Below are 26901 nucleotides of genomic sequence, written 5' to 3'. Positions count from 1 at the left end.
CCCCTTAATCCAGGCCGTAAGCCTTGGCAATAATTTCGGCAGTGTGCAGCACTTTCATAGCGCTGTCACGCTGGCCCAGGCCGTCCGTAATATGCATCCGGCAGGCTGAACAGCCGGTCGCCAGAATAGTGGCACCCGTCTTTTCAGCATTATCCAGTTTCCAATCATTAATCTTACGGGAAACATCATAGTAGACCATACTGAAGGTACCGCCCGCGCCACAGCATTTAGCCGCATCCTTCATTTCCGCGTATTCGACACCGGGAATACTGGTCAATATCTGCCGCGGTTCTTGGGATACCCCCATGCCCCGGACCAAATGACAAGGGTCATGATAGGTAATTTTAGCTCTTACCTCCCGTAAATCCTGCTTGATTCCTCGCTCAACAATAAATTGTGTAATATCTTTTACTTTTTTCGATAAATTCTCCCATAGTTTCTTGACAGCCGGATCCTCAATTACAGCGCTATACTCGTGCTGTAACGCCGATCCGCAGGACGCACAGCCGGTAATAATTGCATCATAATTTTCAGCAGCCAGTATTTTGACATTTTCCTCAGCCAAATATCGTCCCACCTGATAATCGCCCGCAGTAAACGCCGGTGTGCCGCAACAGCTTTGCCTAGCCGGGATGACAACCTCCACACCGTGGGCCTTAAGAATTTTTACAATGGCCTCGCCAGCTTCGGGATAAACATAATTAAGCATGCAGCCAGTATAAAACGCTACCTTGCCTTGCGGTGAAGCAACCTTGTTGACTTCCGGTAAACGCGACCGTAAGGGCGAAGTGGACAATGGCGGAATGATTCGCCGCTGGCTGAGTCCGGCACTGGGCAGCGGCAGCCGCGCCAGCTTACCCCGCCCGTCAGGAGCATCTTTAAATACGATCCCCTGAAAGGCCGCTCCCAGCTTGAGTCCCAAGTCGAACAATTTTCGGTAAGTCAAGCCGGTAAACGCCAGCTTTTTAGCCAGCGGCAGGCCATTTTCCGCCGCCAGTGCCTTTCTTGCGCTTAAAAACAACTCATCTGTTTTTACCCCTGACGGACAGCCTGTCGTACAGGCCTTGCATAACAGGCATTTCGACATTCTGGCCTGCAATGCAGGCGTTAAAGCCAGCTTTCCCTCACTAACCGCTTCCAGCAGCTTAACTTTGCCGCGAGCGGTGGTATTCTCATTATCACAAACCTTAAATACCGGGCAAACCGAGCGGCAGGTACCGCAGCGAATACATTTGACCAGTTGTTTTTTCCATTCCTCATGCACATTCTCCACCTATTTCACCCCCTCTGCTAGTGGACGGTTGATAATTTGTTGGGGATCAAAGGCGGCTTTGGCCCGTTGTTCCAGTTCCCCCAAAATCCCACTTGGACATTTTCCCTGAAGGCGAGCGTATTTACCGGAAGAAATGCCGCCGGCCTGCTTAACAGCCGCAGCTACTTCCCCGATAAACGCATCGTCAGGGCGGGCGGCTTTAAAGGCAATATTGAGCTTGCCTTCCGAAACCTGCCCAAATAAACCGGCCTCAACACCGCTATTCTTGGCGATCTCGCCAAATGCTTGCATAAATTCCGCCTGACAGGTAAAGGCCATTTTATATTCATCGGTTAATAGATAATGATCCGCCGAGCGATAAAGCTCACTCCACTTGACTGCCGTTTGTCCGTCTCCTTCATAGGCTTCACAGATTGCTCCGTTATGCTTCTTAACTAAGGCAGCCGCACTTTGGCACTGTTCGTCCACATCTTCTTGCACGCCGTCGAATTCCAGCATAATAAGCTGTCCTGCCGGACTATCCTGAAAAAAGCGTTGCACCGAACCGTCCATCCACAATAAATAAGCGGGAATTACCCGGCTTTCTTTCAAGTTGCCAACAAAGGCCAGCATTTTTTCTACCCTGTCAAAAGTAACCGCAAACCCCTTGCGCGTCTCCGGCAGCGGCAACAGCTTCAGCAAAAATTTGGCCGTAACGCCAAAATCGGTGTACGGCGCATTAAAAAAGCGGGTAAAATCGTAGCCGGTGACATTTTTAACTGTCTTGCCGCCGGTTTTCAATAACTCGCCGGTGGGCAGCACAACCTCCGACCCCATAAGAAAATGTTTGGCGCTCCCATATTTGAGGCTTGATAGGTTAGAATATCCTTCATAAAAAAATTGGCCGACCGTTTTGTCCCGGTAGAATGGATTGTCACCGGGTAAAAAGCGCAAACCCCACTTTGCCAATTGTTGAGCAAGTGTCCCGAGTTTGACGCCTGGGCCTACTGTGACAACAAGGTTCGCCGCGTCAATTTCCGCAATTTCATCCAGCTTTGACAAATCAACGGTTACCCCTGCAGATTTTCCTTGCCAGTAAACATACAGCGGGCGTCCGGTAGCCGATGCTGTCCGCAATACATGCCGCAATTCCTCAATAGACTGAGGAGACACTGAGTGGCTCACGTGAAGACCTCCCTTTAACAGTTTTCTAACTCTATCCTAACTGGTTCCCCCTAACCCCTAATACTTATTTATGACCAAACGCAGGAATTAACGGACAAACCCGTCGAAATTGTCTTCAAAATGCACAGTACACCTCACGGGGAAAGAACGAAAACTCTCTATATAGCCAGTGGTCTGTAAACCCTAATTCTATAGCCTTAGAGCTTACAGACCACTAGCGCATAAAAGAAGCTATCATAGTATTCAGTAAAGATTTACAGTCAGGGTGTTAGTATCAGTGTAAGTCAAGCGACAGCGGTGGAGTGTTACTAACACCCTGAAAAGAAAATCTTTATTGGCTTTCCTATAGTACCGGAGATTCTTTCTGCAGTCTGCTATAGTGAATGCTTTTTTCCTTCAGGCAATCCCGGCAGCAAAATCACTATATTTTTACAAAACGGACCCGCAAAATGCCTTCGATGCCACTTAAGAATTGCAAAGTCTCCCTGGAAACCTCAGAATCAACGGCTAAAACCATCATGGCTTGCTGATCGGTAAAATTGCGTCCAAGCTGCATGGTGGCAATATTGACCTTACCGGCCCCCAATAAGGTTCCCATTTGTCCTACAACCCCCGGTTTGTCAATATTTTCCGCTATCAACATATAAGGGGTGGGATTAACGTCAAATTCATAACCATTGATTTCAACAATACGCGGTTCCCCTTTGGCGAAAGTAGTACCGCTGATGGTAAATACTTTCCCCTTTGACATAACCTTAAGCGTAATCAAAGTTAAATAATTGTCGGCTGTGGATTCTTTGCTTTCGGTTACTTTGACACTGCGGTTTTTAGCAATAAGCTGGGCATTTACATAATTGACCCGTTCCTTGAGGACAGGCTCAAACAGACCTTTCAAAATAGCGAGAGAAATAACCGGCGTTTCCAGGGAAGCCACCTCGCCCTGGTAGATAATTTCGACTTTTTCCACCGCTTCTTTTTCCAGCTGGTAATACATTTTGCCCATGATCTCACCTAAACGCAGGTAGGCTTGAATGACATCCAGCTCCTGTACCGGCAGTGTAGGCAGATTCACGGCATTGGGCACCATTTCTCCCCGCAGCGCGGAAACCACCTCCTGTGCCACCGTGATCCCGACATTATCCTGTGCTTCCACCGTATCAGCACCGGCATGAGGAGTTACAATTACGTTGTCAAATTCCAGTAGCGGCGATGTCGCGTGGGGTTCTCCCTCCAATACATCAATTCCCGCCCGCTTAACGATTTTTGCCTTTAGGGCTTCCATCAGCGCCGCCTCATTGATTAGCCCCGCCCGGGCACAGTTGATCACAGTAAGTCCTTTTTTAGCAACTTTAAATTGTTCCTTGCCGATCATGCCGTAGGTCTCTTCTGTCTTAGGTGTATGAATGGTAAGAATATCGCACTGACTCATCAGTTCATCCAAGGTTTCTTTTTTCTCCACACCCAGCTTCTGAAAGCGGGTATCACTGATATAAGGATCATAAGCAATGATAGTCATACCAAACGATTTCAAGCGGGTTGCCACCAAAGACCCGATTCGTCCCAGACCGACAATGCCGACTGTTTTCCCTTGCAGTTCCATGCCTTTTAAGCCAGAGCGGTCCCAAAGCCGTTCTTTAAGCCGATTATGCAATTGGGGAATATTACGGCAAGTTGCAAACAGCAAGCCGATTGTCAGTTCAGCCGCCGAAACGACATTGGATTCAGGCGTATTAACAACGATAATTCCCCGCTTGGTTGCGCCTTCCATTTCGATATTGTCTACACCGTTGCCGGCCCGCCCGACCACCTTGAGCTTAGCCGCCTTTTGATATAATTCCTCATTGACTTTAGTATTGCTTCTGACAATCAGGCCATCATATTCGCCAATGATGGACAGGAGTTCTTCCCGTGGCAGGCCTGGCTTAACATCTACATTTACACCTTCTTGCGTGAGTTTTTCAATACCTTTTTGAGCAATTTGCTCGGAAACTAATACCTTCATAGTATACCTCCATTTTTTTAATCTGAAAAAAGAACCCGCCCCAAATAAAATTGGGGCGAGTTCTTACCCGCGTTGCCACCCAGCTTAGACCAAAAACCAACATTTGTGTCCAAGAAAAATAAAAAAACTCCCGATCCCAATAGGGACGAGAGCTATTCCCGCGTTGCCACCCATGTTGCCTTCCGGCCAACTTTAGCCGCTATAGCGGGCGGCCCCCGTTCTGATTCATCACCAGCCACTCCCAGGCGGAACCTTTTTGTTTAGTATGCCGGCTCGCACCAACCGCCGTTTCTCTGAATACCGTACATTCGGCTTCCTGCTCATCGTGGATGAAATATTAATTTGAAATTATTATATCGTGTACACAACTGTAAGTCAAGTGTCTTTTTTACAAATGCATTTTCTTAAAATCATTACATATTGCTAAAGTAACCTTAACTTTCCCCATATCTGTTAAGCTTTTCTTCATTCACGACAATAATTTGCTGCTCAGAAAAATCAATGACCTTATCCCTCTTCATGGAACTTAGTATCCTGCTAACCGTCTCACGCGTTGTCCCCACTAAATTAGCTAATTCCTGGCGAGTCATATCCACATCGATCCGGATGCCGCCGGCAACCGGCCGGCCATACTGCCCGGATAAATGCAGCAGAATTTGGGCTGTCCGTGAATACGTATCAGATAGTGCCAGTGTCTTAATCTTCATTTGTGCATGGATTAGTTTTTTGCTCATTACCCGGATAATATGCAAGGCAATACGGGTATTTTGCGACACTACATGTTCGAGATCACTGTTCTTGATAATACCGATAACAGAATCTTCCAGGGCAACTGCCGTAGCGGGATAAGGACCTCGATTAAATAACAGGACTTCGGCAAAAACTTCGCCGGCGCCTAAAATATTCAGAATATGCTCTCTGCCATCCTGCGTCATTTTGGTAATTTTGACCTTACCGCTTTTTACATAGTGAAACCCTTCGCCGGGCTCATCCTCCATAAAGATAATCATATTTTTCTTATAACGCCGTTCAATAGTGACTTTATTAATAGCAGCCAAATCATCCGGCGTCAACTGCTCAAAAATCGGTATATTCCTAAGATATTCCAGTTCCAGCACAAACATTCCCCTTCCCCAAACCTAAGTCCTGCCGACATTTTGTTTTTTCTGTTACTCTTATTATATATATATAAAAGTCCAGCTCGCAAGCTGGACTTTTGTCCATAATAACCTCCCTTATTCTTAGTCTTTTTAGTCGCCAGGACTAATCGCTCCCACCGGGCAAACAGCCGCACAAGCGCCACAGTCAACACACGTACCGGCGTCAATCTCATATTGGCTGCTCCCCTCGGATATGGCCCCTACCGGACAAACCTCGGCACAGGCTCCACATTTGACACATTCGGAATTAATCTTATAGGCCACGATCTCTCCTCCTTTCCGTTGTTATGGATCTTCTGCCGGTCTGCAGAAGCTTCGGCAACTGTGCATCCCTGTAATAAAGATCATGCACCGCATGATTTTTATAGTATCTGCAATTTAACTTGCTTTTAAGAAACTGATCATAAGGAAATTGTTGTTTTTTATGATATAATTAGGCTATATTTTGGACATTCAATAAGGAGATTCGCCCATGCGCAACCTCTCGCACTTAATGCTGACTCTGTTCTTAACCATCTTGTTCTTCCATACGGTTTCTGCGGCCTCAATCATTAACGGCGAATACGCAAGTTTCGCTCCCGGACCCAATGATGATCTCAAAGTAACCTGTTCGGTTGATGACTACTATGAACGACTGACTGACTACGCGAATGGTTATTCTCTGCTTGTCCCCCAAAGGATGACAGTGGACGCTTCCTTATCACCGGTAGTCACAGTCTTAACCAGCAATACCTTACGCATAGAAATTTTTCATGATAATTTCTCAGGAACGGCAACAACAGTGAATGACTACATGGCTTACAGTAAAAAATTTCTCGCCAATACCCGTGACCATACGTTATTAGCTGAAGAAACCTACCGGCTAAACGGCTTCACCGTCCATCTTCTGAGTTGGGCAAGACATAAGCTCCGTCATGTACCTAACGATAAAAACTATTACGCCAGTATTGAATTGGCTAAAGATACTAACGAAGTCTACACGGTTATGATAAAATCCACTCAGCCGATCGAAAACGCCGCAGAAATTGCCGACAGTTTCAGGCTGACAGAACGGCGCGGCACGCCGCGCTTCAATTTGCCTGTCAGCCAGGGGCATACCCCCTTTAACTCCGAAACCCGTGCCTTTTATGATAAATTCTTTAGTCCGGCCAGTCCGCTGCGCTTTGGGATATTTGAACCGGGCGCACCGCAGACATTTGAAAAGCTGGATCTCCTCGAAAGCCAGCTTACCTACACATTTCCCGTCTTAGTCCGTTATCAGTCTTTTGACGAAAACCTGCCGGTCATGGGCTTGCAGGCGGCGTATGAACGCGGTCGGACAGTGGAATTGACATTACAGACAGCCTATAACTTTACGGATAATTCCAGTGCCATATATGACATTCTGGACGGGAAATATGATGAGTATTTCAACCGCTATGCCACCCAGCTAAAAGCCTTCGGCCATCCTGTCCTGTTTCGCTTAAATAACGAAATGAACGGCGACTGGTGCTGGTACTCCGCCCACTATTACAGTAAGGATGCCGAGTTGTACAAAGCCATGTGGCGGTACATTCGCACTATCTTTGACCAAAATGATGTTGACAACGTCATTTGGGTATGGAACCCCCATGATTTATCTTTCCCTGATTTTAAGTGGAACCACTACCTAATGTACTATCCCGGTGACGAATATGTGGACGTTATCGGCTTAACAGGCTATAACACCGGCAACTATTTTCTAGGGGAAAAATGGCGTGATTTTTCCAGCATTTATCCGAGCATTTACCGGGAATACGACCAGCATTTTGCCAAACCATTTATGATCACCGAGTTCGGTTCCAATTCCGTGGGCGGCGATAAGCCTGCATGGATTAGGCAAATGTTCGACCAAATCGGTCCATTAAACAAAATAAAAATTGCTGTTTGGTGGAACGGAATTGACTATGATCAGCAGGGACAGCCTGGCCGGATCTATTTATTGGATGAAACCGAAGAAACGTTAGCCGCTTTCCGTCAGGGACTAACCAAGTTTACCCGCCGCTAATACCGGATGAAATAAACGATTCCGTTTCTCAGCCGTTACGATTTCCGTCGGTAACGCTTCATTGACCACATAATGAAGCGGCGGGCCTCTACCCGGTTAACGGCCTTGTGGCTTTCCATATCGCGAGCTGCCCGCTGCCAAACCGCAGTCCAATTTTCTCCATGCTTGGCCATAGCCGTCCCCACCGTTATACTCAGTGGCAACTCCGGCTCACGTAAATTATGGAGATCAATAAAATACTTAATATCCTTTTTAATTTCTTCCAGCCGGTCTGTTGAGACGGCTGTCAGCAACGCAGCAAACTGGTCCCCATCAACACGGGCAACCGTGTATTCAGACCCTGATACGGCTATAAGAATATCGGCGGCAGCCTTGATAAGCCTGTCACCGGCTGAAGTATTTAAAAAGTCATTAATTACTTTCATTCCGTCAATACTGAGAACAACGATCCCTTGTTCAGACTGTCCATATTGGGCAGTTATTTTTTTCTCAAATGCCGACCGTGTCAAGGTATTCGTAAGAGTGTCGTAAACCGGCAAATCCGGCGCACTACTTTGTCCAGGCAATGCCTTCTCAGTAGGAAGAGACGTCGGTAAAGACACAACCGGGGCAATAATCACGCTTTGCTGTTTCAATTCCGGCATTGGCACCGGTTCAACCGGTGCTGCCGCCACCCGCTTGGCCGGTGCATTAGGCTGACTCATACTCGCCGCTCTACCCTTGTTGTAGGCCGCGACTGCCAACACCCTGTCAATCACCGCCGCCGGCGTCGTCGCAGCAGGTTTAACCGCCGGTTTAGCATACATATCAGGTGTATCCGGCTGCTCATGCATCTGATCGGCAGCAACAATTTCGGCTATTTTTCTGATGGCAATCGCCGCTTCAGGGGTCGTCGCAACTGCATCATCTGCAAACCCTTTTTCGGCAGTAACCCTTTCTTTTTCTCTGGACAATACTGGCCTTTCCCTGTGAAAAACGGAGATTGCGGCGTCAGGCGTCCTTGTTATATATTTGCCGGCAGCAGGAGTATGCTTGTGAGCTCTTTTCGGCATAACAGGCGGTTGTTGCCGGCACAGCAAATAGACCAGAAGCAGTAAAGGGATGATTCCTAATAAATAGACCACTCCCAGCCACATCAGCCAACGGTCAACCGGCCGGGGTTCGATAATAGTCCCGGGAACCAGTTTGGCCAGCATAGTATCCATGGGTTCCTGGCGAATGACACCATAAACGACACCGGTTACCGCACCATGCTGACTGACAGGCAGCGCGATAATAGTAACATCTTCACTCAGCAGCCAGTCGGTTCCTGATACCTGTCCTGTAAATTCCCTCCCGGCAACTGCTTCCGTAAAATAATTATGGCCGGAAATATCATTGCCCCGGGCACCGCTGGTATCGAGCACAACTTTTCCATCAGTGCCGGCATAGCCAAGTGCCATAAAACCGGTTTTGGCCGCAAGGAAACTCTGAAAATCAGCCTGAGCGGTTTCTAAGTCAGCAGTAACGATACTCGAATTGGCCAGACCTCTTACATAAGCGGCCTGGCTGGACAGCCAGGCCGTTTTGGCCTCCGCTCTGAGCTTAGCCACTTCTTTCGTTTGCTCCTGATTGATAATTTTTACCGGCTGCCGCTCTACATAGGCAACTTCCGCAATAAAGATTAAAGGCAATACGATAGCTGCAAGGACCAGATACTTGCTATACTTACCGCCAATCATATTCGCTCTTTCCATGAAATCCTCCTCATATAGGCCTCCTACAGACTATGATTTACCTTGCTGTCGCTGGGTAAGCATTTTCAGAATATAGTTACGGCTAGCCTCGCCATGAAGATATTTGTCCTGATACATGCGGCTGTCGGCCTGCTTAAAAACATCAATCATTTTAATCAGTTTGGTTCTTGTCGCCCAGCCAACGGACATTCCCAGCGGCATAACAGGCAAGCGGGCATTGTAATTCCTTAATTCTTTTTTTAAGGCCAGACCGGTTTGTTTCGTTGTTTTTGCCGTACTGCCGGGAATAACAATAGCAAATTCGTCACCGCCAATCCTTGCAGCAATCGTGTTAGCAGGAACTACCGTCTTAATCAGTTCGGCAGCTGTCGCAATAAAATAATCGCCGGCGGCATGACCACAGGTATCATTAATCACTTTCAGCCCGTCCAAATCACAAATAATTAAACCCACCGGCTTCGTATCCTCTTTTTCAATCCGCTGAATTTCTCTTTCAAAATAGGCTCGATTATAGAGTCCGGTAAGCTGATCATGAAAACTTACATATTCCAAATGCAGCTTCAGCCGCGTATTATCAATGGCCGAGGATGTCTGCATGGCAAATATCTCCAATATCTGAATTTGTTCCGGTGTTATTGGCACATCATGGTTGATTTCGATAACCGCAGTAACATTACCGAAAGAATTAAGCGGCATTAATAAATGCCTGCTATCGTCAGAAAGTTTATATTGCTTTGTTTTTACCACGCTTTCTAAAAATTGGCCTTCCGCTGCTTCCATTTCCACTAATTCAAGCTGTTCTCCCTGAAGACTGGCCCTTTGTAATTTATTTTCCGCTAAAATATATAAAATACCTTCCCGAAAATCAAATCCTAATGACGAACATAGTGTCGTAAGATATTTTTCCAAAACATCATAATAGTTACCGGCATCATGAATGGCCTTAGTGACATAATGAAGCATGACAAACTGATCCAGCTGCCGCCCTAACAGTTCTTGAAAATGTCGCAACTTTTCAGTAAGCATAATATTATCAATGAGCGCAGCCGTTTGTCTGATATAGACATCTAATAGCTGCAAATCCTCAAAAAAAATTCCACTGGCCTTTTCCGCCAACAATATGGCTGTTATTTTGCCGGACTTGCCGGCAATTGGCAAAGCAGCCTTTAGATTATCAGGAGATGTAACCGCGGCTTTGGTGCTAATAGCCTGCAGAATGTATCCGTTCGTCTGCAGCACAGTTGTTTGCACAACCTTACCTGCTGCTAAGGTTAACCGTTCTGTAAAATTACCGTCTTCATCCGCCAGCAACACGGCAACATGATCATAATTAAAGCCGCAATCACTTAAATTGTGCAGGTAAGTTTCCCAAAGCTCCCGGGTAGTCTGACAAGCCTGAATACTGCTGGTAAGGTAGTGCAGCATAAGATAATTATTATTTATTTCAGCAATTTGTTGCTGAGTTTCTTTAAGCCGGACATTTTCAGTTTGGAGTGACTCTAACTCAGCTGTTAATTCAGCGACAAGTTGATTGGTTTGTTGTTCGCTCATCTGTCCGCCTCTTTTTTTTAATATACAGATATTCACAATATAATTTGACACTTATAACAAATATCCTGCCCTATTAACTTTGAATTCCCTCCCGGCATACAATATAGAAAGTATTGGAGGTGACGTATATGTCTTTATTTCGGGCTTCTAAAAAACTGTCAAAGGCTAAGGTCATGGCAGAAGCGCAGAGTGCCTGCCTGACAGAAGATTGTCCCAATCATCCTGACTTATTGCTTTTGCGTGATGCCGCCGCCGACGAACGCACAGCGATTGCCTTTTATCTGGAAGCAGCCCGCTCATCCTGCATGCCCCGGCTTTTTCTTGATGTAGCCGAGGACGAAATGGAGCACTATATAGAACTCATGCGGGAAATTTCCCGTTTAGATCCTGTTCAGGCGCAAATGTTGCGCGATGAAGGGCTTGATGTCCTATTGATGACCCGTCCGTTGTTCAAGCCAAAGACCAAAGCTGCTATTGCGAAGGAGAGCGAGGCAGAAGATGTTCAGGTTGTCCCGCCTGACCGCAAAGATATGCCGACTGTGGCACTTTTGACCAGAGCCTTAACGGATGAACTTCAGGCAATAAATAAGTATCAGCAGTATATGGAAGATGCCGAGGATCCTGAGGTACAGCAGCTATTTTGTCACATTATGAATGAAGAAAAAGAGCATATCGCCGAATTTACCGCCGCCTTGTTTGAACTTACCCATGAACCCTTGCCGGAAGAGCAGGATTAGCATAAGAAAGGACTTAACCTATGTCAAGTCCCTTAGGATGCCGGCGGAAATCTTAGTCGTTCCTACTTATAATCAGAAAAGTTCTCCTTTCTGATAGCTTAGAAAACCCGGCTAACGCCGAACCTGGTAGCGAAAGCACTAGCCGCTGGTTGTACTTATGTCAACAGAATTTAATTATAAATTCTGTTGACGAAAGAAGGATAGGCCGCTTGACCTATCCTTTCAGTTTACCTGTACGCTGTACAGGCTGCTTTGAAGCCTGTCCGGTTTTGGCTTTGACAGGAACCGCAGTAAGCAGAACCTGCTTATCCTGACTGGAAACCTTGATTTGATAATCAACAATACCTTCTTTATATAGCTTGAGTTTAAGCTCAAGCAACGCCTTGCCGATCTGTTCTTTAAGTTCTGGCGTTAAATAGGCACTGTTGATGTCGTCCGCCGGCTCCTTTCTGTCAAACCTGCCAGGCGCCTGCCGGGCTGGCTCGTCAAGCGTCTCCGTCTCAAAGGTTGTTTGTTCCTGCCAGCCTTTCAACATATCACTGTCACTAAGATTTTTTTTGATTTTAACCAAAATGCTACCTCCTGGAAAATGTAACATTAAATTCCGTAACCACATCCGCTAAAATGTCAATCATCGTTTGCCGGTGATACTCTCTAAGGGTCCGCGCAATCTCGACCTGAAAAGCATTATAGTTCTTGCCGTACCCCGGATAGCGTTGTCCCTCGCCCCAGCGATGAGCGGCCAGTGACGGATTGCCAAGCCAATGTTTATCGAAAATCACTTTCGCTGCCGGCAGGGCATGCCGAACCTTTTCCTTCAGCGTTTCTCCAAACCAGCGTCTGACTCTGACTGAGCATGTCCGGCCATGAATGGTTCCCACCTCAATACTAAAGGGGCCATGCAGTTGATCCTTCATGCCATGAATGCCAATATGCAGGTAGGGTCTGGCCAAGCTGCGGCTTCCTGGCGCGAGCAACCCCATACCGGCAAGAAATTGACCGATGACCTCCCGGTATTCCCAGACCGCCTCATCGTTTCCCTGTCCCGGCGGACGGTTAAGATCGGCAATGGTTCTGGAAACTGTGCCGATTATACCGGCACAGCCCGTTCTATCCATAACCCCGGCGGCAATCTCATCAGTAAAGCGGTCCGCTTTCGGAAAAGCGGCATGCACGGCATCAACATGACAACAAATTCCGCCAAAAGCATATTTGACATAATTTCCGGTTTTCAATGATCCAAGCCCCCTGCAAATTTTTTTACACCCTTAGGCCGGTGTTTGATATTGCCTAACAGAGTGTATGCTGTGTTTACGATTGCAAGGATATTTTTTGATAGGCCGCTGCCGGATATTCTATTAAATTCTTTTCTTCAGCCGGCAAATCCTGCAAAAAAATATTGCCGGAATTCACAGTAATATATCGTGAAATTCCGGCAGCGTTTACACCAGGATCCAAATACGAAGGTATGTAATATACCCGTTATTCTTCTTCCCGCTGATCCCCTTCAGCCGCACCTCCATTGCGCTTAGAATTTCGCGCCTGGGCTTTTTTGTCCCTGGCGGCAATTTCCGCCGCAGTTTCAAACTGCATATTGGCTAGCCCCAAACTTCTTTTACCCCAGGTCTTTTTATCTGTCCTATCTTTCACTTCGTACAAACGCTTAGTGACAATATAGATTAAAGAAAATAAAGCCACAAATCCCAAGCCGGCGAACATTCCTGCTCCCTGCCCGGGAATCAGGGGCATACTGGCAATAATCAAAGCTAAACTTCCCAAAGCTGCCCAAGAGGTCACCGGGAAACCCGGCAGTTGACATTTCCCCCGCGGTGGACAACCTTGCAGCTTTCTTAATTTATAATGGGTCAAAAGAATGACCATATAAGAAAAAAGCAGCGAAAAGCCACCGGAACTGACAAGAAAAAGATAGACCTGCGCCGGCAGCAAAAGTCCCAGGCCTAATCCGATAAGCATAGATACACCGGAAAAAACGATGCCTTTGTAAGGAATGTCTCCGCCATCTCTCAGCCAGACCGGCGCATGACCTTCCTCCGCTAACGATCGCAACATTCGCCCCAGTCCGAACATAGCGGCCAGCATGGTTGACAAAATAGCAGTAGCAAGCACACTATTAATAGCGTTTCCGGCCCAATTCAAATTCCACGCGGCTAAGGCTGTCACTAACGGACTTTGTTCTGTCGTTAATACTTGCGTCGGCACAAGCAGCAAGAGTGCGATGACAGTAGAAACATATAAGCCTACCAGGCTAATTACCGTATAGGTAATGGCCCGCGGCACGGTTTTATCGGGCTCTGTGGTCTCAGAGGCGGCCAGGCCAATAATCTCAAAGCCTGCGTAGGCAAACATAACAATAAGCATACTCCCGGCAACACCGCCGATGCCTGACGGCAATAAAGGCTCTGTCGCTAAAGCTCCCGCTCTTACCGCCGCTTGCCCCGGCATTACCCCGCCGATGAGGGCGGCACCCAGTACCACAAAACCGATAATGGCAAGTAGTTTTATTGCTGAAAGAGCGCCCTCCAGCTTGCTTAGACGGTCTGCCCCCAATAGATTGAGAACCGTAACCAGGATAATCACGGTCGCTCCGAGTAAAGGAAGGGAAGTGCCCGGGAGCCAGTTTTGCAGCAAGGCTGATACGGCAATTGCCTCACTTGACATCGCTAGTACCAAGCCGATCCAGTAAACCCACCCGACAACAAAGCCGACTGCAGGGCCAAAGGCCCTTTCGGCAAAGGTGCGAAAAGATCCCGGTGCCGGGTCGGCGACCGTCATTTCCGATAACGCATACAAAATGGCATAGACGAGTACGCCGCCAAATACAAACGCGAGTACGATTGCCGGCCCGGCAGCGCGAATGGCAACAGCCGACCCGAGAAAGAAAGAGCCCCCGATAACGGTTCCCAGAGCCATAATAGTTAACTGCCAAGCCGATAAATTGTCACCTGTATGTTTCATGTTAGCCCTCCTTGCGTTGACCTTCTGTCATAACAAGTATCTGCCAAGAAGGGCTAACATATAACCAGATCAGCTTGCATTTATTACCTGGTTCATATAAAACACGGAAAATTGTTTTTTTCTACTACTTTATTTTACCGTAAACTTCTCAACAGACGTTTTTAAATCAACAGCCAGGTTAGCCAGGGCTTGACTGGCAGCAGCAATTTCGTCAACAGATGCGGACTGTTCTTCCGTAGCCGCCGATACCGCTTCCGTTTCGGCGGCATTGTTCTTAATCACGGTGTCGATTTTTTGTATAGCCTCAGCAAGCGTATCGCTGTTTGCTGCCACTTTATTGAGGAGCTGGTATATTTCATCAATTTGTGTAGACAGCAGGCTAAAGGATTTTACGATCCCTGTAAAGGTTTCGCCGGCAGAATGAACCACGTCAATACCGGTTTGGACACCTTCCGTACCGGCGCGTGTCGCCGTGACGGCCTGTTCCATATTAGCCTGATTTCTTTGAATCAGCACCCCAATTCGCTGCGCTGCCTGATTTGACTGCTCTGCCAGTTTTCGCACTTCTTCTGCTACAACCGCAAACCCTCTTCCATGTTCACCGGCCCGTGCGGCCTCGATGGCTGCGTTGAGCGCCAAAAGATTGGTTTGCCCGGCAATTTGCGAAATAAGTCTGACAATCTCCGTTATTTCCTGTGATCCTTTCGCCAACTCATTTATCGCCTCGTCTACCGCCTGCGAGCCTTGGCTGATTTGAACCATTTGCTCCACTGCGCGCTGTACGGACTTTTGCCCGTCTTCTGCCTGGCCGGAAGTGCTTTTGGCGATATCTGCCACCTGGCGGGCAACAGCCAATACTTGCCTGGTACTATCCGCCATTTGCGCGGCAGTAGCTTCCATATCGGCTGCCGACTGGGCAGTAGCGGCCGTACCGCCTGCTATTTGGGTAATAGATTTGGCTACTTGATTAGACGCTGCGGCTGACTGCCGGGCACTGGCAGTTAATTGCTCGCCAGAGGCGCTGACATGTTCTGCCTCCGTTTGCACTTGGCCTACCAGCCGCCGTCAAAAGCCCCTGTCCGTTTATGGGTTTCGGCAAGCAACTCGACAATTTGCCCGGGATCGGCATTGCTGCGGATAATTTTATTGCTGGCCAAAGCCTCCAATTCAATAACCCGCGCTTCAACGACAGCCTCTATTTGATGGGAGTAGTCAGAATTCATCGCTGCTGCCGTTTCATTAATGCTCTTAGTCAGTGCACTTGTGGAAAAATAATAGCTAACGCCTGAAAGGATCACGAACGATAGAACAAAGAACGGCAATAACAAAATTAACAGCCGGCTCCGCACGCTAGTTATCTTCATAATCATTGCCTCGCTTCCCTATGGTGTTTCCCGTTTAGGGATAAACCATATACCTTAAAAATTCAGAAGCATAGATTGCGCAAATATCGCAATTTATGCTTCCGGTGAAATAATAATTTCAAAAATTTCCTATACAGTTATTACCAAAATTGCTGCCGCTATTCATTATGAATGAACTTTATCGGCGGCCGAAACGTGCCGGCCAATACCAAGCTCCGCTTTATCCATGCCTAATGCCAAACCAATAAGCTGCGGCAAATGCAGTATGGGCAGCTCCGCATTGGTCTTGGCGGCGTCTCTTCCCTCAGGCTGGTACATATCAAGCTGCATCTGGCACAGCGGGCAAGGAGTGACCACTACTTCGGCGCCAGCCTTAGCGGCGCTGTCCACGGCCTGGCCGGTAACTTTCAGGACGTCTTTTTCCGCTGTCCAAAAAGCGTGGAAACCACAGCATTTAAGCCTAAAATCGAAGTTCACCGCCTGGGCCCCAAGCAAGCCGATGATTTTTTCCAGGGATTGCGGGTTCAGATGGTCTTCATAGTTCATAATTTTGGGCGGCCGCAGTATATGGCAGCCATAATAACCGGCGACTTTTAAACTTTTTAGCGGCTTAACAATCTTACTGTCAAACAACTGCGGATTAGATGCCAGCACCCATAAGAGATGGGTAACTTCCGCCGTTCCCTTATATTCGTAGCCTGATTTGGCCAATATGGCATTTACTCGGCCTTTAAGCTGGGCATCATGATCCAAAGCTTCTTTTGCCCGCCTAAGCTCAAGCGTACAGGTATTGCATACCGTCATAACCGGCAGCCCCATACTTTCGGCAATAGCCAGATTGCGGGCGTTGATGGCCAGGGCGGTAATATCATCAACATCCTGCAAATGAGACGCACCGCAGCATGTCCAGCTTGGAATTTCAACAAGTTCAATTCCTAAAGCCTCCGTTACCTTTACTGTAGCCAAAAAGGCTTCACTTGCAGCTCCCCGGAGAACACAACCAGGAAAAAATGCGTATTTCATTTATTTTTCCTCCTTTGCCGCGGCCATGATCGTACGTACCTTTTCGATTTCCGGAATGGCTTCAGTCTGTTCAAGCGGCGCTAGTTTGCCCACTCGCATTAGCCGATAGGCAACAGGAATACGCAGCGCGGATTTTAACCCTTCTGTTTTCAGGCCAAGTTTCATTTCATTCAGGCGGCCGGTATCATGAACATCATCATAAAAAGCCTGCGCATGATCAGAGCCGGCGTTACTGGGTAACTTTCTCTTAAAAGTGGCAATGCGCAGTTTTTCTATGTCTTCTGCAGGATTAAGGCCTTTGGGGCATTTTGTGGCACATTCCTGGCAGTTCATACATTTCCAGAGACCTTCCTTGACAGCGGGATCCAAGTGGGCAACCGGGTCCTTATCACGGGAGTCGGCCACAAATTTTTGTGCTCTGGCAAAAATGAACGGATCAAGAAAATCGCTGGAATCAGCCGTACTTTTGTTGCACTCGGACACGCAGGCACCACATAAGATGCATTCCGAGTTTTTATTATACTTTTTGAAATCATCACGCGACTGCTTGCAGCCGGTAGTAATGCTAAATTCGTCTTTAGGCTGCAGCGCCGGTTTAATTTTCTTCAGCTTCTCATATTTGGGCTTCCAGTCTACTATTAAATCACGTAGAACTGTGAAATTGGCTAATGGCTCAACCGTAAGAACCTGGGTGTTATAGCGCTTGGCCAAATCCTCCACCAGCACCTCACAAGCCAGGAGGGCATTGCCGTTTACCCGCACACCGCAGGCCCCGCAAATACTTGACCGGCATGATGCCGTAAAAGTCAGGGTCGGATCTATGGTCTCCTTTATTTTCATCAGGGCTGCAAGAACCGTCATGCCTGTTTCCAGTTCGACACTATAGTCCTGTATCCACTGTTTGCCATTAAGAAATCGCTGAACATGTAATATAATCTGCATGATTAGTACTTCCTCTCTACCGGTTTGTAGTTCGTAATGACCACCGGACGATAATCAGTTTTAAAGGTGCCGCCTTCCTTACTAATCAAGGTATGTTGCAGGAATTTTTGGTCATCCCGCTTGGGGAAATCTGGACGGGAATGACTGCCCCGGCTTTCCTTGCGGGCAATGGCTCCCATGACAATGCCTTTTGAAATTTCCAGGAGATTGCCGATCTCTACATAATTCATAAATGCCGTGTTACAGGTTCGGCTGGTATCGCCCACAAAACAGTTTTTATATTCTTCCTGCAGACCGTCAAGATCACGCAGTGCTTGCTGTAAACCGGCTTCGGTGCGGAAAATTCCGGCGTTGTTCCACATGGTAATGGCCATTTTGTCCCGAATAGCAGCAACGGAAGAACCACTGCTTCTGCCGGTGGCTTCATCAAACTTCTTATTCCACCGGTCGACGGCAGCCTGTAATGTTTCTTTACTTCCTTCATAGCCGGTATCCTTTGCATATTGGGCCGCACCGGCTCCCGCCGTTTTGCCAAATACCAGCACTTCACTCAAGGAGTTGGCACCCAGCCGGTTGGCACCATGTATCGAAACACAGGAGCACTCGCCGGCCGCAAACACGCCGGGCACCTTGGTAGCACAGGTTTTATAGTCCACAACATCAATGCCGCCCATGGAGTAATGGCATGTTCCTCTGATCGGCACAGGCTTTTCCAAAATGTCGACGCCCTCAAATTGCTTGGCTAATTGATATACCTGGAATAAGCGCTCCATGATCCGCTCTTTGGGAATGTGACGGAAGTCGAGATACACGGCTGCCTTCAGGCCCTCACCAATACCGCGTCCTTCCAATATTTCTTTTTCCACTGATTGGCAAACCAGGTCACGAGGCCCTAATTCCATAGCCTTGGGCGCATATTTGGCCATAAACCGCTCACCATTTTTATTTAATAAGTAAGCACCTTCACTCCGGCTGGATTCTGACATTAGCACACCGTTGCTAGCCAGGCCTGTGGGGTGAAACTGCACCATCTCCGGGTCCTTGAACGGAATGCCAATATTAAGGCAGGCAGCAATCCCATCACCGGTGGAGCTAAATGGATTCGATGTCCGAACCCAGTAAGCACGGCCATAACCGCCGGTAGCGACGATAATAGATTTGGCAGGAACGGATAGCATATTGCCACTACGCATATCAATAGCCACAACGCCATTCAATTTTCCCTTGTCAGCCACGATTTCCAGCAGTTGACATTCAGAAATAAAATCAATGTCATGTTTCAGGCATTGTTCAAACATGGTGTGCAGTACCGCATGACCTGATATGTCGGCCGAATAGGCGGCTCGGGCATAGGAGCTGCCGCCCATTTTCCGCTGATGGAAGCGTCCGTCCTCCTGGCGGTTAAAGGCAATACCGAAATAGTCCAGTTCAAACAAGGTTTCTGCCGCCTTTTCCGCATAATAGGCAACCGCATCCTGATCGCACAGGTAATCAGCCCCTTTGACTGTATCAAAGGCATGCGCTTCCGGCGAGTCTTTGTCATCGGTAACCCGGGCAGCACCGTTAATTCCTCCCTGGGCCATCGTAGTTGCGGAACGGGTTGGGACCATTTTGGTCATAACCGCTATTTTCAGCCCCTTATTTTGTGCAGCCTCAAGGGCTGCCCGCATTCCGGCACCGCCACTGCCGATAATCAGTACATCATACATCGCCGTACCATTGCGTACTGTCGCAGGAATGTTATCCCCGAACCAGTGAAAATACGTGCCGGCCACAACAGCAGCCCCTGCTGCCGCGCCAATTTTTAGAAATGCACGCCGAGACATTTTTTCCACAATATTCACCCACTTTTAGTATAAAAATACAATTTCCCGTCATAGTTTACTATATATATGTCGAAAGCGGAAATAGTTTGATCTTATCAACCTTGATAAGAAAAATTTATGGAAGAATCAATCCTGTTCATATCCTAAAGCCGGAAAACCGCGAAACCAGCAGCCGGCAACCGGCTAGCCCTGTCCGGATACTAAGAAACATTGGTAAAGAAAATAGTCTTATAGAATTCCACCTGGAATTCTATAAGACTATTTTTATCTTTGCCGATAATATTTTTTTATCTGAATTCCCAATTCAGCGGGCTTAGCCTAGAAACGCCAGTAGCCAGCCTTGTCAATATACTACCCGCCTGCGCCGGCAAACTTCTTTTAATTGAAATATAGATTTTAGCAGGAAGTAGCTCCCGGAATGCGGAACAATAACTAAAACACGAATAAGGAGGCTGAACCATGCCAAAGAAAAAGGTATTACTCGTATTAGCCGGTTTACTGCTGTTTGTTTGCGGAATAGCGGTGCCAAATGTTTATGCTGCCGATAAAACTTTACATGTAAACGTCATGATAAATTCTGATTTTTGGAATAGTAAAATCACCTTTCCCAATGGAAACAAAGCCGAAATTAACGGTATCGCCGTCGTATTAGTCGACAAAGGGGTGCCGCAAATCTTCAAAACACTGACTGCCGGACAGAATCAAGTAACTTTTGATTACACTAGCGCTGAAGGCTCAGACTGCCAGCTAAAAATTCCCTTTCTCGCCGGCCCTGGCGCCTCAGTCTACCAGATTGTCGAAAAGATCCGAAATGACGGGCAATCGCTTACCTATACCATTGGCGTCGATACCATTCACCCGCTGACAATAGAGCGGACGCAACAATAGATTAGTTTTTCTCGGTAAAACTGCCAAGTTTAATTGCCGGCAGCCTGTCGCTTATGGTTTCAATAAACGCTTTTACTCCCCCGGCCCGGCTGCCTGACGGCATAGCCTGCAAAAAGGCGTCAGGATCATAGTTAAGGTTTCGCAGTTGAATCATATCGACAACGGTTTCCTGTAAAAACTCAAGCCAGGCCGCCTGTTCCTCCGCCCGGTCGTTAAGACCGGGGAAAAGCAGCATATTGAGAGAAACATACACGCCACGCCGTTTGGCATAGAAAATGGAGCGTTTCACATCATCCAAACTGTAGACAGCACGGTAATAAGCATCGTAGGTAGCGGGAATTGCACTGATGATGCTTACCCGCATACTGTTTAAGCCGGCATCGACTATGGTTTTGATCCCCTGGGTAAACCCGGCGTTCGTGTTGATATTAATCTGTCCGCGCGCGCTTTTTTTGCGGATAGTTGTTATTCCCGCCGCAATAGTCTCGGCAGCCAGCGAAGGCTCTCCTTCGCAGCCTTGCCCAAAGCTGATAATTGGATCTGGGGCATGACTCAGATGGTAAACGCCGATTGCCGCAATTTCTGCCGGCGAGGGGGTAAACGTTATCCGGCTTTGCGGCGCCGGGCAGCACTCGGACGGCTGCAGCGAGATACAGCCCAGACAGTTGGCGTTGCAAACCGGGCTAACGGGAATACCTGCTTCCCATCGCCGGTAAAATAAATTTTGTGCCGTACAGCAATGCCAGGTAAGCGAGCAGTTGGCCAAATGCTCTACCAAACGATTGTCCGGCACATCCCGTTTTACCCGGAAAACCCGTTTTTTTAAATCCGGCGTATTATAGCGATAAGGATGCCACTTGGCATTATCCGCTGTTTTAACCGCTGCCACATAGATTTCATCATGAAAGAGAGCTGCCGCCGTATAGCCGTAAAGCGGCAGCAAAGGGGCATTTGCCTGCTGTTCGTAGGCAGGCAGCAAGGTACGGGTATAGCCAACAGGCAGCATGGCGGCCACCGCCAGACGGCCTTTCAGTTTTTGCGGCACGCCGCCTTTCATTCTTAGCGCATCGCGGCCGGGAAGAAACATCAGCTCAGCGCCTTCCGGCAAAGGAATCAAATCTTCCGGCCGTAAGGCAAGGTAATCACGGCCGCAGCGGGCAACCGCCTGACAGCCGGGCGCGTCAAATATTTCGCCGTTTTTATCGGCATAAAGCGTTGTAATCATCCTGCCTGCCCTTTGTTAAATTTATTCATAGCCTTGTTAAAGCCTTCTTGCAAAATACATTCGACCGCATCCGCCGCGTTATCGATTGCTTGCTGAATGACGGGGATTTCCTCGGCTGTAAACCGTCCAATGACATAATTAACGGTTTCCCAGCCCGCCGGTGGCCGGCCGATGCCAATGCGAACCCGGCTAAAATCGTCCTTTCCTGACTCATAAAGCAGAGATTCTATCCCGCGGTGGCCGCCTGAACCGCCTTTCAGTCTGAGGCGCAACCGCCCTGTTGGCAAATCGAGATCATCATAAATAACAATGATATCTTCGTAAGGAACCTTATAAAAGGCAGCCAGTGGCACAACCGCCCGGCCGCTAAGGTTCATAAACGTTTGGGGCTTTACGAGCAGCACGGTTTCCTCTCCCCGGTACTCAGCCACCATGGCATTGTAGCGTTCACGCCAGGACGTCACCGCCCAGCGTTCGGCCAGGTTGTCAACCGTCATAAAACCAATATTATGGCGGGTAGCACTATATTCTTGTCCGGGATTGCCCAGACCCACTACAATTTTCATTTATTCCTCCGAAACCTTAAGAATTTCATCAACAGTAACAAATTTATATCCCTGCGCCAGCAGCCTGTCAATAATGATGCGGGCAGCGGCCACGGTCTGCGCCCGGGGCAAGGCGGCGGCAATTCCGTCACCATCATGCAACAGGATGATCGAGCCGTTGTGAACTTTCCCCAGGGTACGCTCGGCAATTACTTCAGCGCCCGGGTTCACCCAATCCCGGCTGGACACCGACCATTCAACGACTTTCAATTGATATTCGGCCATAACGTTCATCACGACGGCGTCGCGGAACCCATGCGGCGGCCGTATGACATGCGGGGCATAACCTAATGTGTTGGCAATCACTTGATTTGTCTGTTCGATCTCGGAGATGATCCCTTGCCGGTCAAGCTTTAGTAAATCAACATGGTGATAGGTATGATTGCCTAATTGATGGCCTTCAGCAGCAATCCGCCGGATTAGGTCCGGGTATTTCGCCGCGTTTTGCCCAATCACAAAAAAAGTAGCCGGTATTTGCCGTTCCTTCAAGATATCCAGTATTTGACCGGTATAAGGCGGATAGGGCCCGTCGTCAAAGGTGAGCGCCACCAGTTTCTGATTTGTCCTGCTTTCCGAAATCACCGGACCATAAAAATGGTTGGCCGGCAATACAGCATTTAACGTTAAAACAAAACCGGCGATAATACCAAGAATTGCTACACTGAGCCCCAGCCGCACCGGCCGCCGGAGTATCCGCAAATAATCCAGAAACAGGCTAATAACAACAATAATCGTCAGCAACCCCAACATACTAATAAGCCGGACTTTGGTGTCAAACATAATAGAGTTGCCCCTTTTCAGGAAATTTCTTTAAACATGATAAGCCAGGGACCCTGGGAATCGTACGTTGTCCCCCCGGGATAATATCCTAGCTTTTCATAAACACGGATAGCCGGACGGTTATCCGGCCGCACCTCCAGCCGAACTCGTTTCACGTTATTTTCCCTAAAGTACCGGTCAGCTTCCGCCATCAGCGCGCTGGCCACACCGTTTCCCCGGGCGGCCGGGTCGACGGCAATCGATAAAATGCGGGCATTGGCCGCTTTGCCAGGAGCAGCGGCCGATTGCAGAAAAGCCAGTTTATTAAGGAAAATCACTTTCACAGGCTGCAGTCCAAAACCGTATTGCCCGGTAAGCCAGCGCCAGGCCCATTTGATCAAATGTCCGCCGGTAACGGCCCGGACCCAAAGCCGGCTGAGACGGACCGGTGCAAAACAATATCCCAGCAACTGCCCGTCTTCGGTCTTGGCAAGCAATGCCGCTCGCGGCTCCGCTTGACAAACCAAGGCAAATACATCTTCCATGGCTTTAGGCTTAGGCAAGCGGCCGCCACAGTGATGCAATACACTTTCAGTAAAACTTGCGGTAAATAAGCGGGCAATGGCCGGCACATCGGCCGGTTGAGCCCTCACAATGAAGTAAGTGTTCATAGAAGTTTATTGGCAAATAGGGCGCGATATTCGCGCCCTATTTACATCCTCCGCTTATTAAGCTTTGACTAACCTGCCGGCTTACTAACGACCGTAAAAGGTTCGTCAAACATACAGACTACAATATTAAAAAAGTTTTGCAGGCACAGACGGGTGGAGTAATGCCAGTTAGGCATGCAATTCCACCGGGTTCAGTTGTCAAATAACTTACTAACCGATAGCTCACCAAAAATCCGGATAATGGCTTCGCCAAGAAGCGGAGCCACCGACAGCACCCTAATCTTGGGAGACGCCTTGCCCTCGGTTATGGGAATCGTATTGGTAACAATAAGTTCAGTAATATTGGATTTTTCGATGCGCTCTACCGCCGGATCGCTTAAAACTGCATGAGTACAGCAGGCATATACCGCTTTAGCACCCATTCTGGCCAAAGCATTTGCCCCTTCTGTCAAGGAACCGGCTGTATCCACAATGTCATCCACAATAACAGCTGTTTTTCCTTCCACACTGCCGATCAGGTTCATTACCTCGGCAACCCCGGGGGCAGGACGGCGTTTTTCGATAATGGCAATGGGCGCATGCATCCGGTCAGCAAACAACCGCGCCCTGGATACACCGCCCAGATCGGGCGATACCACAACAAGATCTTCCAGATTTAAAGACATTACATATTCAGCCAAGGTAGGAACACCTGGTAAATTATCCACCGGAATATCAAAGAAACCTTGGATCTGGCCGGCATGGAGATCCATGGTGACAACCCGGGTAGCACCGGCCACAGTCAGCAGGTTAGCCATCAGCTTGGCCGAGATGGGTTCACGGCCACGCGTCTTTCTGTCCTGCCGGGCATAAGCATAGTAAGGAATAACAGCCGTAATATTTCTGGCCGAAGCCCGTTTGACTGCGTCAATCATAATTAACAGTTCCATCATATTATCATTGACCGGGAAACTTGTCGGCTGAATGATAAACACATCGGTGCCACGCACGCTTTCGTCAATCATTACCTGAATTTCTCCGTTGTTAAACCGGCCAACAAAGGCATCGCCTACCGTCAGCCCAAGATAAGCGGCAATCTCTTTGGCCAATTCCGGATTAGCGTTGCCACTGAATATTCGTAATCTCTTTGTATCTTCCATTTATCCTACCTCCGCTGTTTTTCCGCCCAGCCCTCGATGTTGTTTTGACGGGCGCGTGCTACTCCCAGGGAACCGGGGGGAACGTTTTTGGTAATTGTCGATCCGGCAGCTACATAAGAACCACTGCCAACTTTCACCGGCGCTACCAAATTAGTATTGCAGCCGATAAATGCATCATCTTCAATTGTGGTCCGGTGTTTTAGTTTGCCGTCATAGTTTACGGTAATCGTGCCTGAACCAATATTAACACCGGCACCCATATCCGTATCACCGATGTAACTGAGATGCGGTATTTTACTCTTTTCACCAACAACACTGTTCTTTACCTCAACAAAGTTACCGACTTTTACACCGTCTTGCAAACAGGTATCGGGCCGCAAATGTACATAGGGCCCGAGAATAACATGACTGCCGACAGTACAGTCATGCGCATAGCTAAAATGAATGGTCGTGTTATTGCCCACTATGGTGTTGGTTAGGCGGGTATTAGGACCAATTAGGGAATTGGCGCCAATTTTACTTTGTCCTTCAATCCAGGTAAACGGATAAATAATGGTGTCAGGGGCGATTTCCACCTGGAGATCAATAAATGTGCTGTTGGGATCCATAATGGTAACGCCGCTCTCCATCAGGGCTTCCAGTTTCCGCCGCCGGATAATGCTCTCGGCTTCCGCCAGCTGCAGGCGGGAATTGATTCCTAATGTTTCCCGGTAATCACCCGCTGTTACCGCCCATACTTTCTGAGCTTGTTTGTTTAAAATGGCAATTACATCGGTCAGGTAATATTCGCCCTGAGCGTTATCGCAGGTCAAACCGTCTAATGCTGCCAGCAATTTCCCAGCTTCAAAGCAATAAATCCCGGTATTGATCTCACTTACCGAGAGTTCGGCCGGACTGGCATCTTTATGTTCGACAATCTTTTCCACCTGGCCGGCCTGATTCCGGATAACCCGCCCATAGCCGGCCGGATCTGGCATCACTGCCGTAAGTACGGTTGCAGCAGCCTGCTGCTTATTATGCTCAGCGTAAAGCTCTGACAGCAGTCCTCCTGTTAAAAGCGGCGTATCACCGCACAATACCATTACGGTACCCGCAAAAGCCGCCAATTGTTTCTTGGCTTGCATAACTGCATGCCCGGTTCCCAGCTGCTCAGTCTGAACAACAAACTCAGCCTGACCGGCTAATGCCTCAGCTACAGTTTGTGCACCGAAGCCAATTACAACAACCTTCTTATCTGCTCCGGCGAATGCAGCCGCATCCAGCACTTGCCGGACCATAGGCTTACCACCTACCTGGTGAAGCACCTTGGGCAAGGCTGATTTCATCCGGGTGCCTTTGCCGGCTGCCAGGATGATAGCCATCAAATTTGACATCGATATACCTCCATTCCTGACTGCGGGGCAGTTCAGGCTCGGTTTATTGAGTGAACTATTCTCTTTTCGACACTAAGCTGCAGATTCCTCCAAGTATGATAATTAAAGTAATTGCCAACCAGGGCATGTTCATGAAAAAAGGCAGGGATTAAAAAGGACTTTGTCCATATAGTCAGGGTCTAGCGAGCAACGATAGCGCTTGCGCTGAATAGAGGCATTATAATCAGATTCTAACTTCAACAAATTTGCCGACAGTCTCCTCAATTGTGATAAATTTGCCGCCTCGATATTCATTCGCGTCTGCCACTGATCTTCTCGAAACCCAACGTCCAACACCCAGTGTAAATTATTTTCAATTCCCCAGTGCGACCGGGAAGCTTGGGCAATTTCTTCGATAGTGCCTTTCATACTCGTAATATACAAACGAATTTCCGCCTCTGCTTTTTTGCCGCTTTTTACGT

The 26901-nt window shown here is 48.1% G+C and carries 25 protein-coding genes; 3 read left to right on the top strand and 22 right to left on the bottom strand.

Annotated elements, in window-relative coordinates:
- Positions 1-4: 4 nt before the first annotated feature.
- The 5 genes from BLR65_RS08965 to BLR65_RS08945 all read right to left on the bottom strand — a co-directional run bounded on the left by BLR65_RS08965 (position 5) and on the right by BLR65_RS08945 (position 5863).
- On the bottom strand, positions 5-1273 hold the full coding sequence (locus tag BLR65_RS08965; RefSeq protein ID WP_093793855.1) for a (Fe-S)-binding protein: 1269 nt from the start codon (positions 1271-1273) through the stop codon (positions 5-7).
- Complete coding sequence (locus tag BLR65_RS08960; protein WP_093793854.1) at positions 1274-2437, bottom strand: FAD-binding oxidoreductase; 1164 nt, start codon at positions 2435-2437, stop codon at positions 1274-1276. It lies immediately after the preceding gene.
- A gap of 421 nt (positions 2438-2858) precedes the next feature.
- Positions 2859-4439 (bottom strand): phosphoglycerate dehydrogenase, encoded by a 1581-nt coding sequence (gene serA / locus BLR65_RS08955; protein ID WP_093793853.1) that lies wholly within the window; start codon positions 4437-4439, stop codon positions 2859-2861.
- A 434-nt stretch (positions 4440-4873) separates the two neighbouring features.
- Positions 4874-5557: a Crp/Fnr family transcriptional regulator gene (locus BLR65_RS08950; protein ID WP_245692633.1), complete on the bottom strand. Its 684-nt coding sequence runs from the start codon at positions 5555-5557 to the stop codon at positions 4874-4876.
- Between the two features lie 132 nt (positions 5558-5689).
- Positions 5690-5863 carry a DUF362 domain-containing protein gene (locus tag BLR65_RS08945; RefSeq protein ID WP_093793851.1) on the bottom strand — a complete coding sequence of 58 codons (174 nt, stop codon included), beginning with the start codon at positions 5861-5863 and terminating at the stop codon, positions 5690-5692.
- A 208-nt stretch (positions 5864-6071) separates the two neighbouring features.
- On the opposite strand from BLR65_RS08945, the gene BLR65_RS08940 reads away from it, so the two are divergent.
- On the top strand, positions 6072-7625 hold the full coding sequence (locus BLR65_RS08940; protein WP_093793850.1) for a glycoside hydrolase family 26 protein: 1554 nt from the start codon (positions 6072-6074) through the stop codon (positions 7623-7625).
- 35 nt (positions 7626-7660) lie between these two features.
- On the opposite strand, the gene BLR65_RS08935 is transcribed toward BLR65_RS08940, so the two are convergent.
- Together BLR65_RS08935 and BLR65_RS08930 are read right to left on the bottom strand one after the other, a co-directional pair.
- Positions 7661-9361 carry a sensor domain-containing diguanylate cyclase gene (locus BLR65_RS08935; protein ID WP_093793849.1) on the bottom strand — a complete coding sequence of 567 codons (1701 nt, stop codon included), beginning with the start codon at positions 9359-9361 and terminating at the stop codon, positions 7661-7663.
- A gap of 30 nt (positions 9362-9391) precedes the next feature.
- A complete protein-coding gene (locus BLR65_RS08930; RefSeq protein ID WP_093793848.1) occupies positions 9392-10912 on the bottom strand; it encodes a sensor domain-containing diguanylate cyclase in 1521 nt (506 codons plus the stop codon).
- A 128-nt stretch (positions 10913-11040) separates the two neighbouring features.
- On the opposite strand from BLR65_RS08930, the gene BLR65_RS08925 reads away from it, so the two are divergent.
- Positions 11041-11649, top strand: coding sequence for a ferritin family protein (locus BLR65_RS08925; RefSeq protein ID WP_093793847.1), 609 nt, complete (start codon positions 11041-11043; stop codon positions 11647-11649).
- Positions 11650-11863: 214 nt separating this feature from the next.
- Here BLR65_RS08925 and BLR65_RS08920 read toward each other — a convergent pair whose 3' ends face one another.
- The 8 genes from BLR65_RS08920 to BLR65_RS08885 form a co-directional block, all read right to left on the bottom strand.
- Positions 11864-12220, bottom strand: a complete 357-nt coding sequence (locus BLR65_RS08920; protein ID WP_093793846.1) for a hypothetical protein — start codon at positions 12218-12220, stop codon at positions 11864-11866.
- Between the two features lie 4 nt (positions 12221-12224).
- A complete protein-coding gene (locus BLR65_RS08915) occupies positions 12225-12884 on the bottom strand; it encodes an N-formylglutamate amidohydrolase (protein ID WP_093793845.1) in 660 nt (219 codons plus the stop codon).
- 247 nt (positions 12885-13131) lie between these two features.
- Positions 13132-14625, bottom strand: a complete 1494-nt coding sequence (locus tag BLR65_RS08910) for an amino acid permease (protein WP_093793844.1) — start codon at positions 14623-14625, stop codon at positions 13132-13134.
- Positions 14626-14754: 129 nt separating this feature from the next.
- Positions 14755-15672 (bottom strand): methyl-accepting chemotaxis protein, encoded by a 918-nt coding sequence (locus tag BLR65_RS08905; protein WP_245692631.1) that lies wholly within the window; start codon positions 15670-15672, stop codon positions 14755-14757.
- Positions 15673-15677: 5 nt separating this feature from the next.
- Complete coding sequence (locus BLR65_RS08900; RefSeq protein ID WP_143122535.1) at positions 15678-15989, bottom strand: hypothetical protein; 312 nt, start codon at positions 15987-15989, stop codon at positions 15678-15680.
- A gap of 165 nt (positions 15990-16154) precedes the next feature.
- Complete coding sequence (locus BLR65_RS08895; RefSeq protein ID WP_093793841.1) at positions 16155-17012, bottom strand: CoB--CoM heterodisulfide reductase iron-sulfur subunit B family protein; 858 nt, start codon at positions 17010-17012, stop codon at positions 16155-16157.
- The gene (locus BLR65_RS08890) at positions 17013-17954 is read right to left on the bottom strand and encodes a succinate dehydrogenase/fumarate reductase iron-sulfur subunit (protein WP_093793840.1); all 942 of its coding nucleotides are present in this window, start codon (positions 17952-17954) and stop codon (positions 17013-17015) included.
- A 2-nt stretch (positions 17955-17956) separates the two neighbouring features.
- Entirely contained in the window at positions 17957-19780 is a 1824-nt protein-coding gene (locus BLR65_RS08885) for an FAD-dependent oxidoreductase (protein WP_169716718.1), read from the bottom strand.
- Between the two features lie 459 nt (positions 19781-20239).
- On the opposite strand from BLR65_RS08885, the gene BLR65_RS08875 reads away from it, so the two are divergent.
- Positions 20240-20668: a hypothetical protein gene (locus tag BLR65_RS08875; protein ID WP_093793838.1), complete on the top strand. Its 429-nt coding sequence runs from the start codon at positions 20240-20242 to the stop codon at positions 20666-20668.
- Position 20669: 1 nt separating this feature from the next.
- Here the strand turns inward: BLR65_RS08875 and BLR65_RS08870 are convergent, their stop codons facing one another.
- The 7 genes from BLR65_RS08870 to BLR65_RS08840 all read right to left on the bottom strand — a co-directional run.
- The gene (locus BLR65_RS08870; protein WP_093793837.1) at positions 20670-21893 is read right to left on the bottom strand and encodes a radical SAM family protein; all 1224 of its coding nucleotides are present in this window, start codon (positions 21891-21893) and stop codon (positions 20670-20672) included.
- Positions 21890-22459 (bottom strand): aminoacyl-tRNA hydrolase, encoded by a 570-nt coding sequence (gene pth, locus BLR65_RS08865; RefSeq protein WP_093793836.1) that lies wholly within the window; start codon positions 22457-22459, stop codon positions 21890-21892. The genes BLR65_RS08870 and pth overlap by 4 nt, the downstream gene beginning before the upstream one ends.
- Positions 22460-23278: a polysaccharide deacetylase family protein gene (locus tag BLR65_RS08860; protein ID WP_093793835.1), complete on the bottom strand. Its 819-nt coding sequence runs from the start codon at positions 23276-23278 to the stop codon at positions 22460-22462.
- A gap of 17 nt (positions 23279-23295) precedes the next feature.
- On the bottom strand, positions 23296-23928 hold the full coding sequence (locus BLR65_RS08855) for a GNAT family N-acetyltransferase (RefSeq protein WP_093793834.1): 633 nt from the start codon (positions 23926-23928) through the stop codon (positions 23296-23298).
- A 191-nt stretch (positions 23929-24119) separates the two neighbouring features.
- Positions 24120-25067, bottom strand: a complete 948-nt coding sequence (locus BLR65_RS08850; protein ID WP_093793833.1) for a ribose-phosphate diphosphokinase — start codon at positions 25065-25067, stop codon at positions 24120-24122.
- Between the two features lie 5 nt (positions 25068-25072).
- Positions 25073-26440, bottom strand: coding sequence for a bifunctional UDP-N-acetylglucosamine diphosphorylase/glucosamine-1-phosphate N-acetyltransferase GlmU (gene glmU, locus BLR65_RS08845; protein WP_093793832.1), 1368 nt, complete (start codon positions 26438-26440; stop codon positions 25073-25075).
- A gap of 129 nt (positions 26441-26569) precedes the next feature.
- Positions 26570-26901 (bottom strand): ISAs1 family transposase (locus BLR65_RS08840; protein WP_143122534.1); only part of this gene is annotated, 332 nt, incomplete at its 5' end.

The organism is Sporomusa acidovorans (assembly GCF_900101845.1).
Lineage (GTDB): Bacteria > Bacillota > Negativicutes > Sporomusales > Sporomusaceae > Sporomusa > Sporomusa acidovorans.
This window is presented reverse-complemented; position numbering and strand designations above follow the sequence as displayed.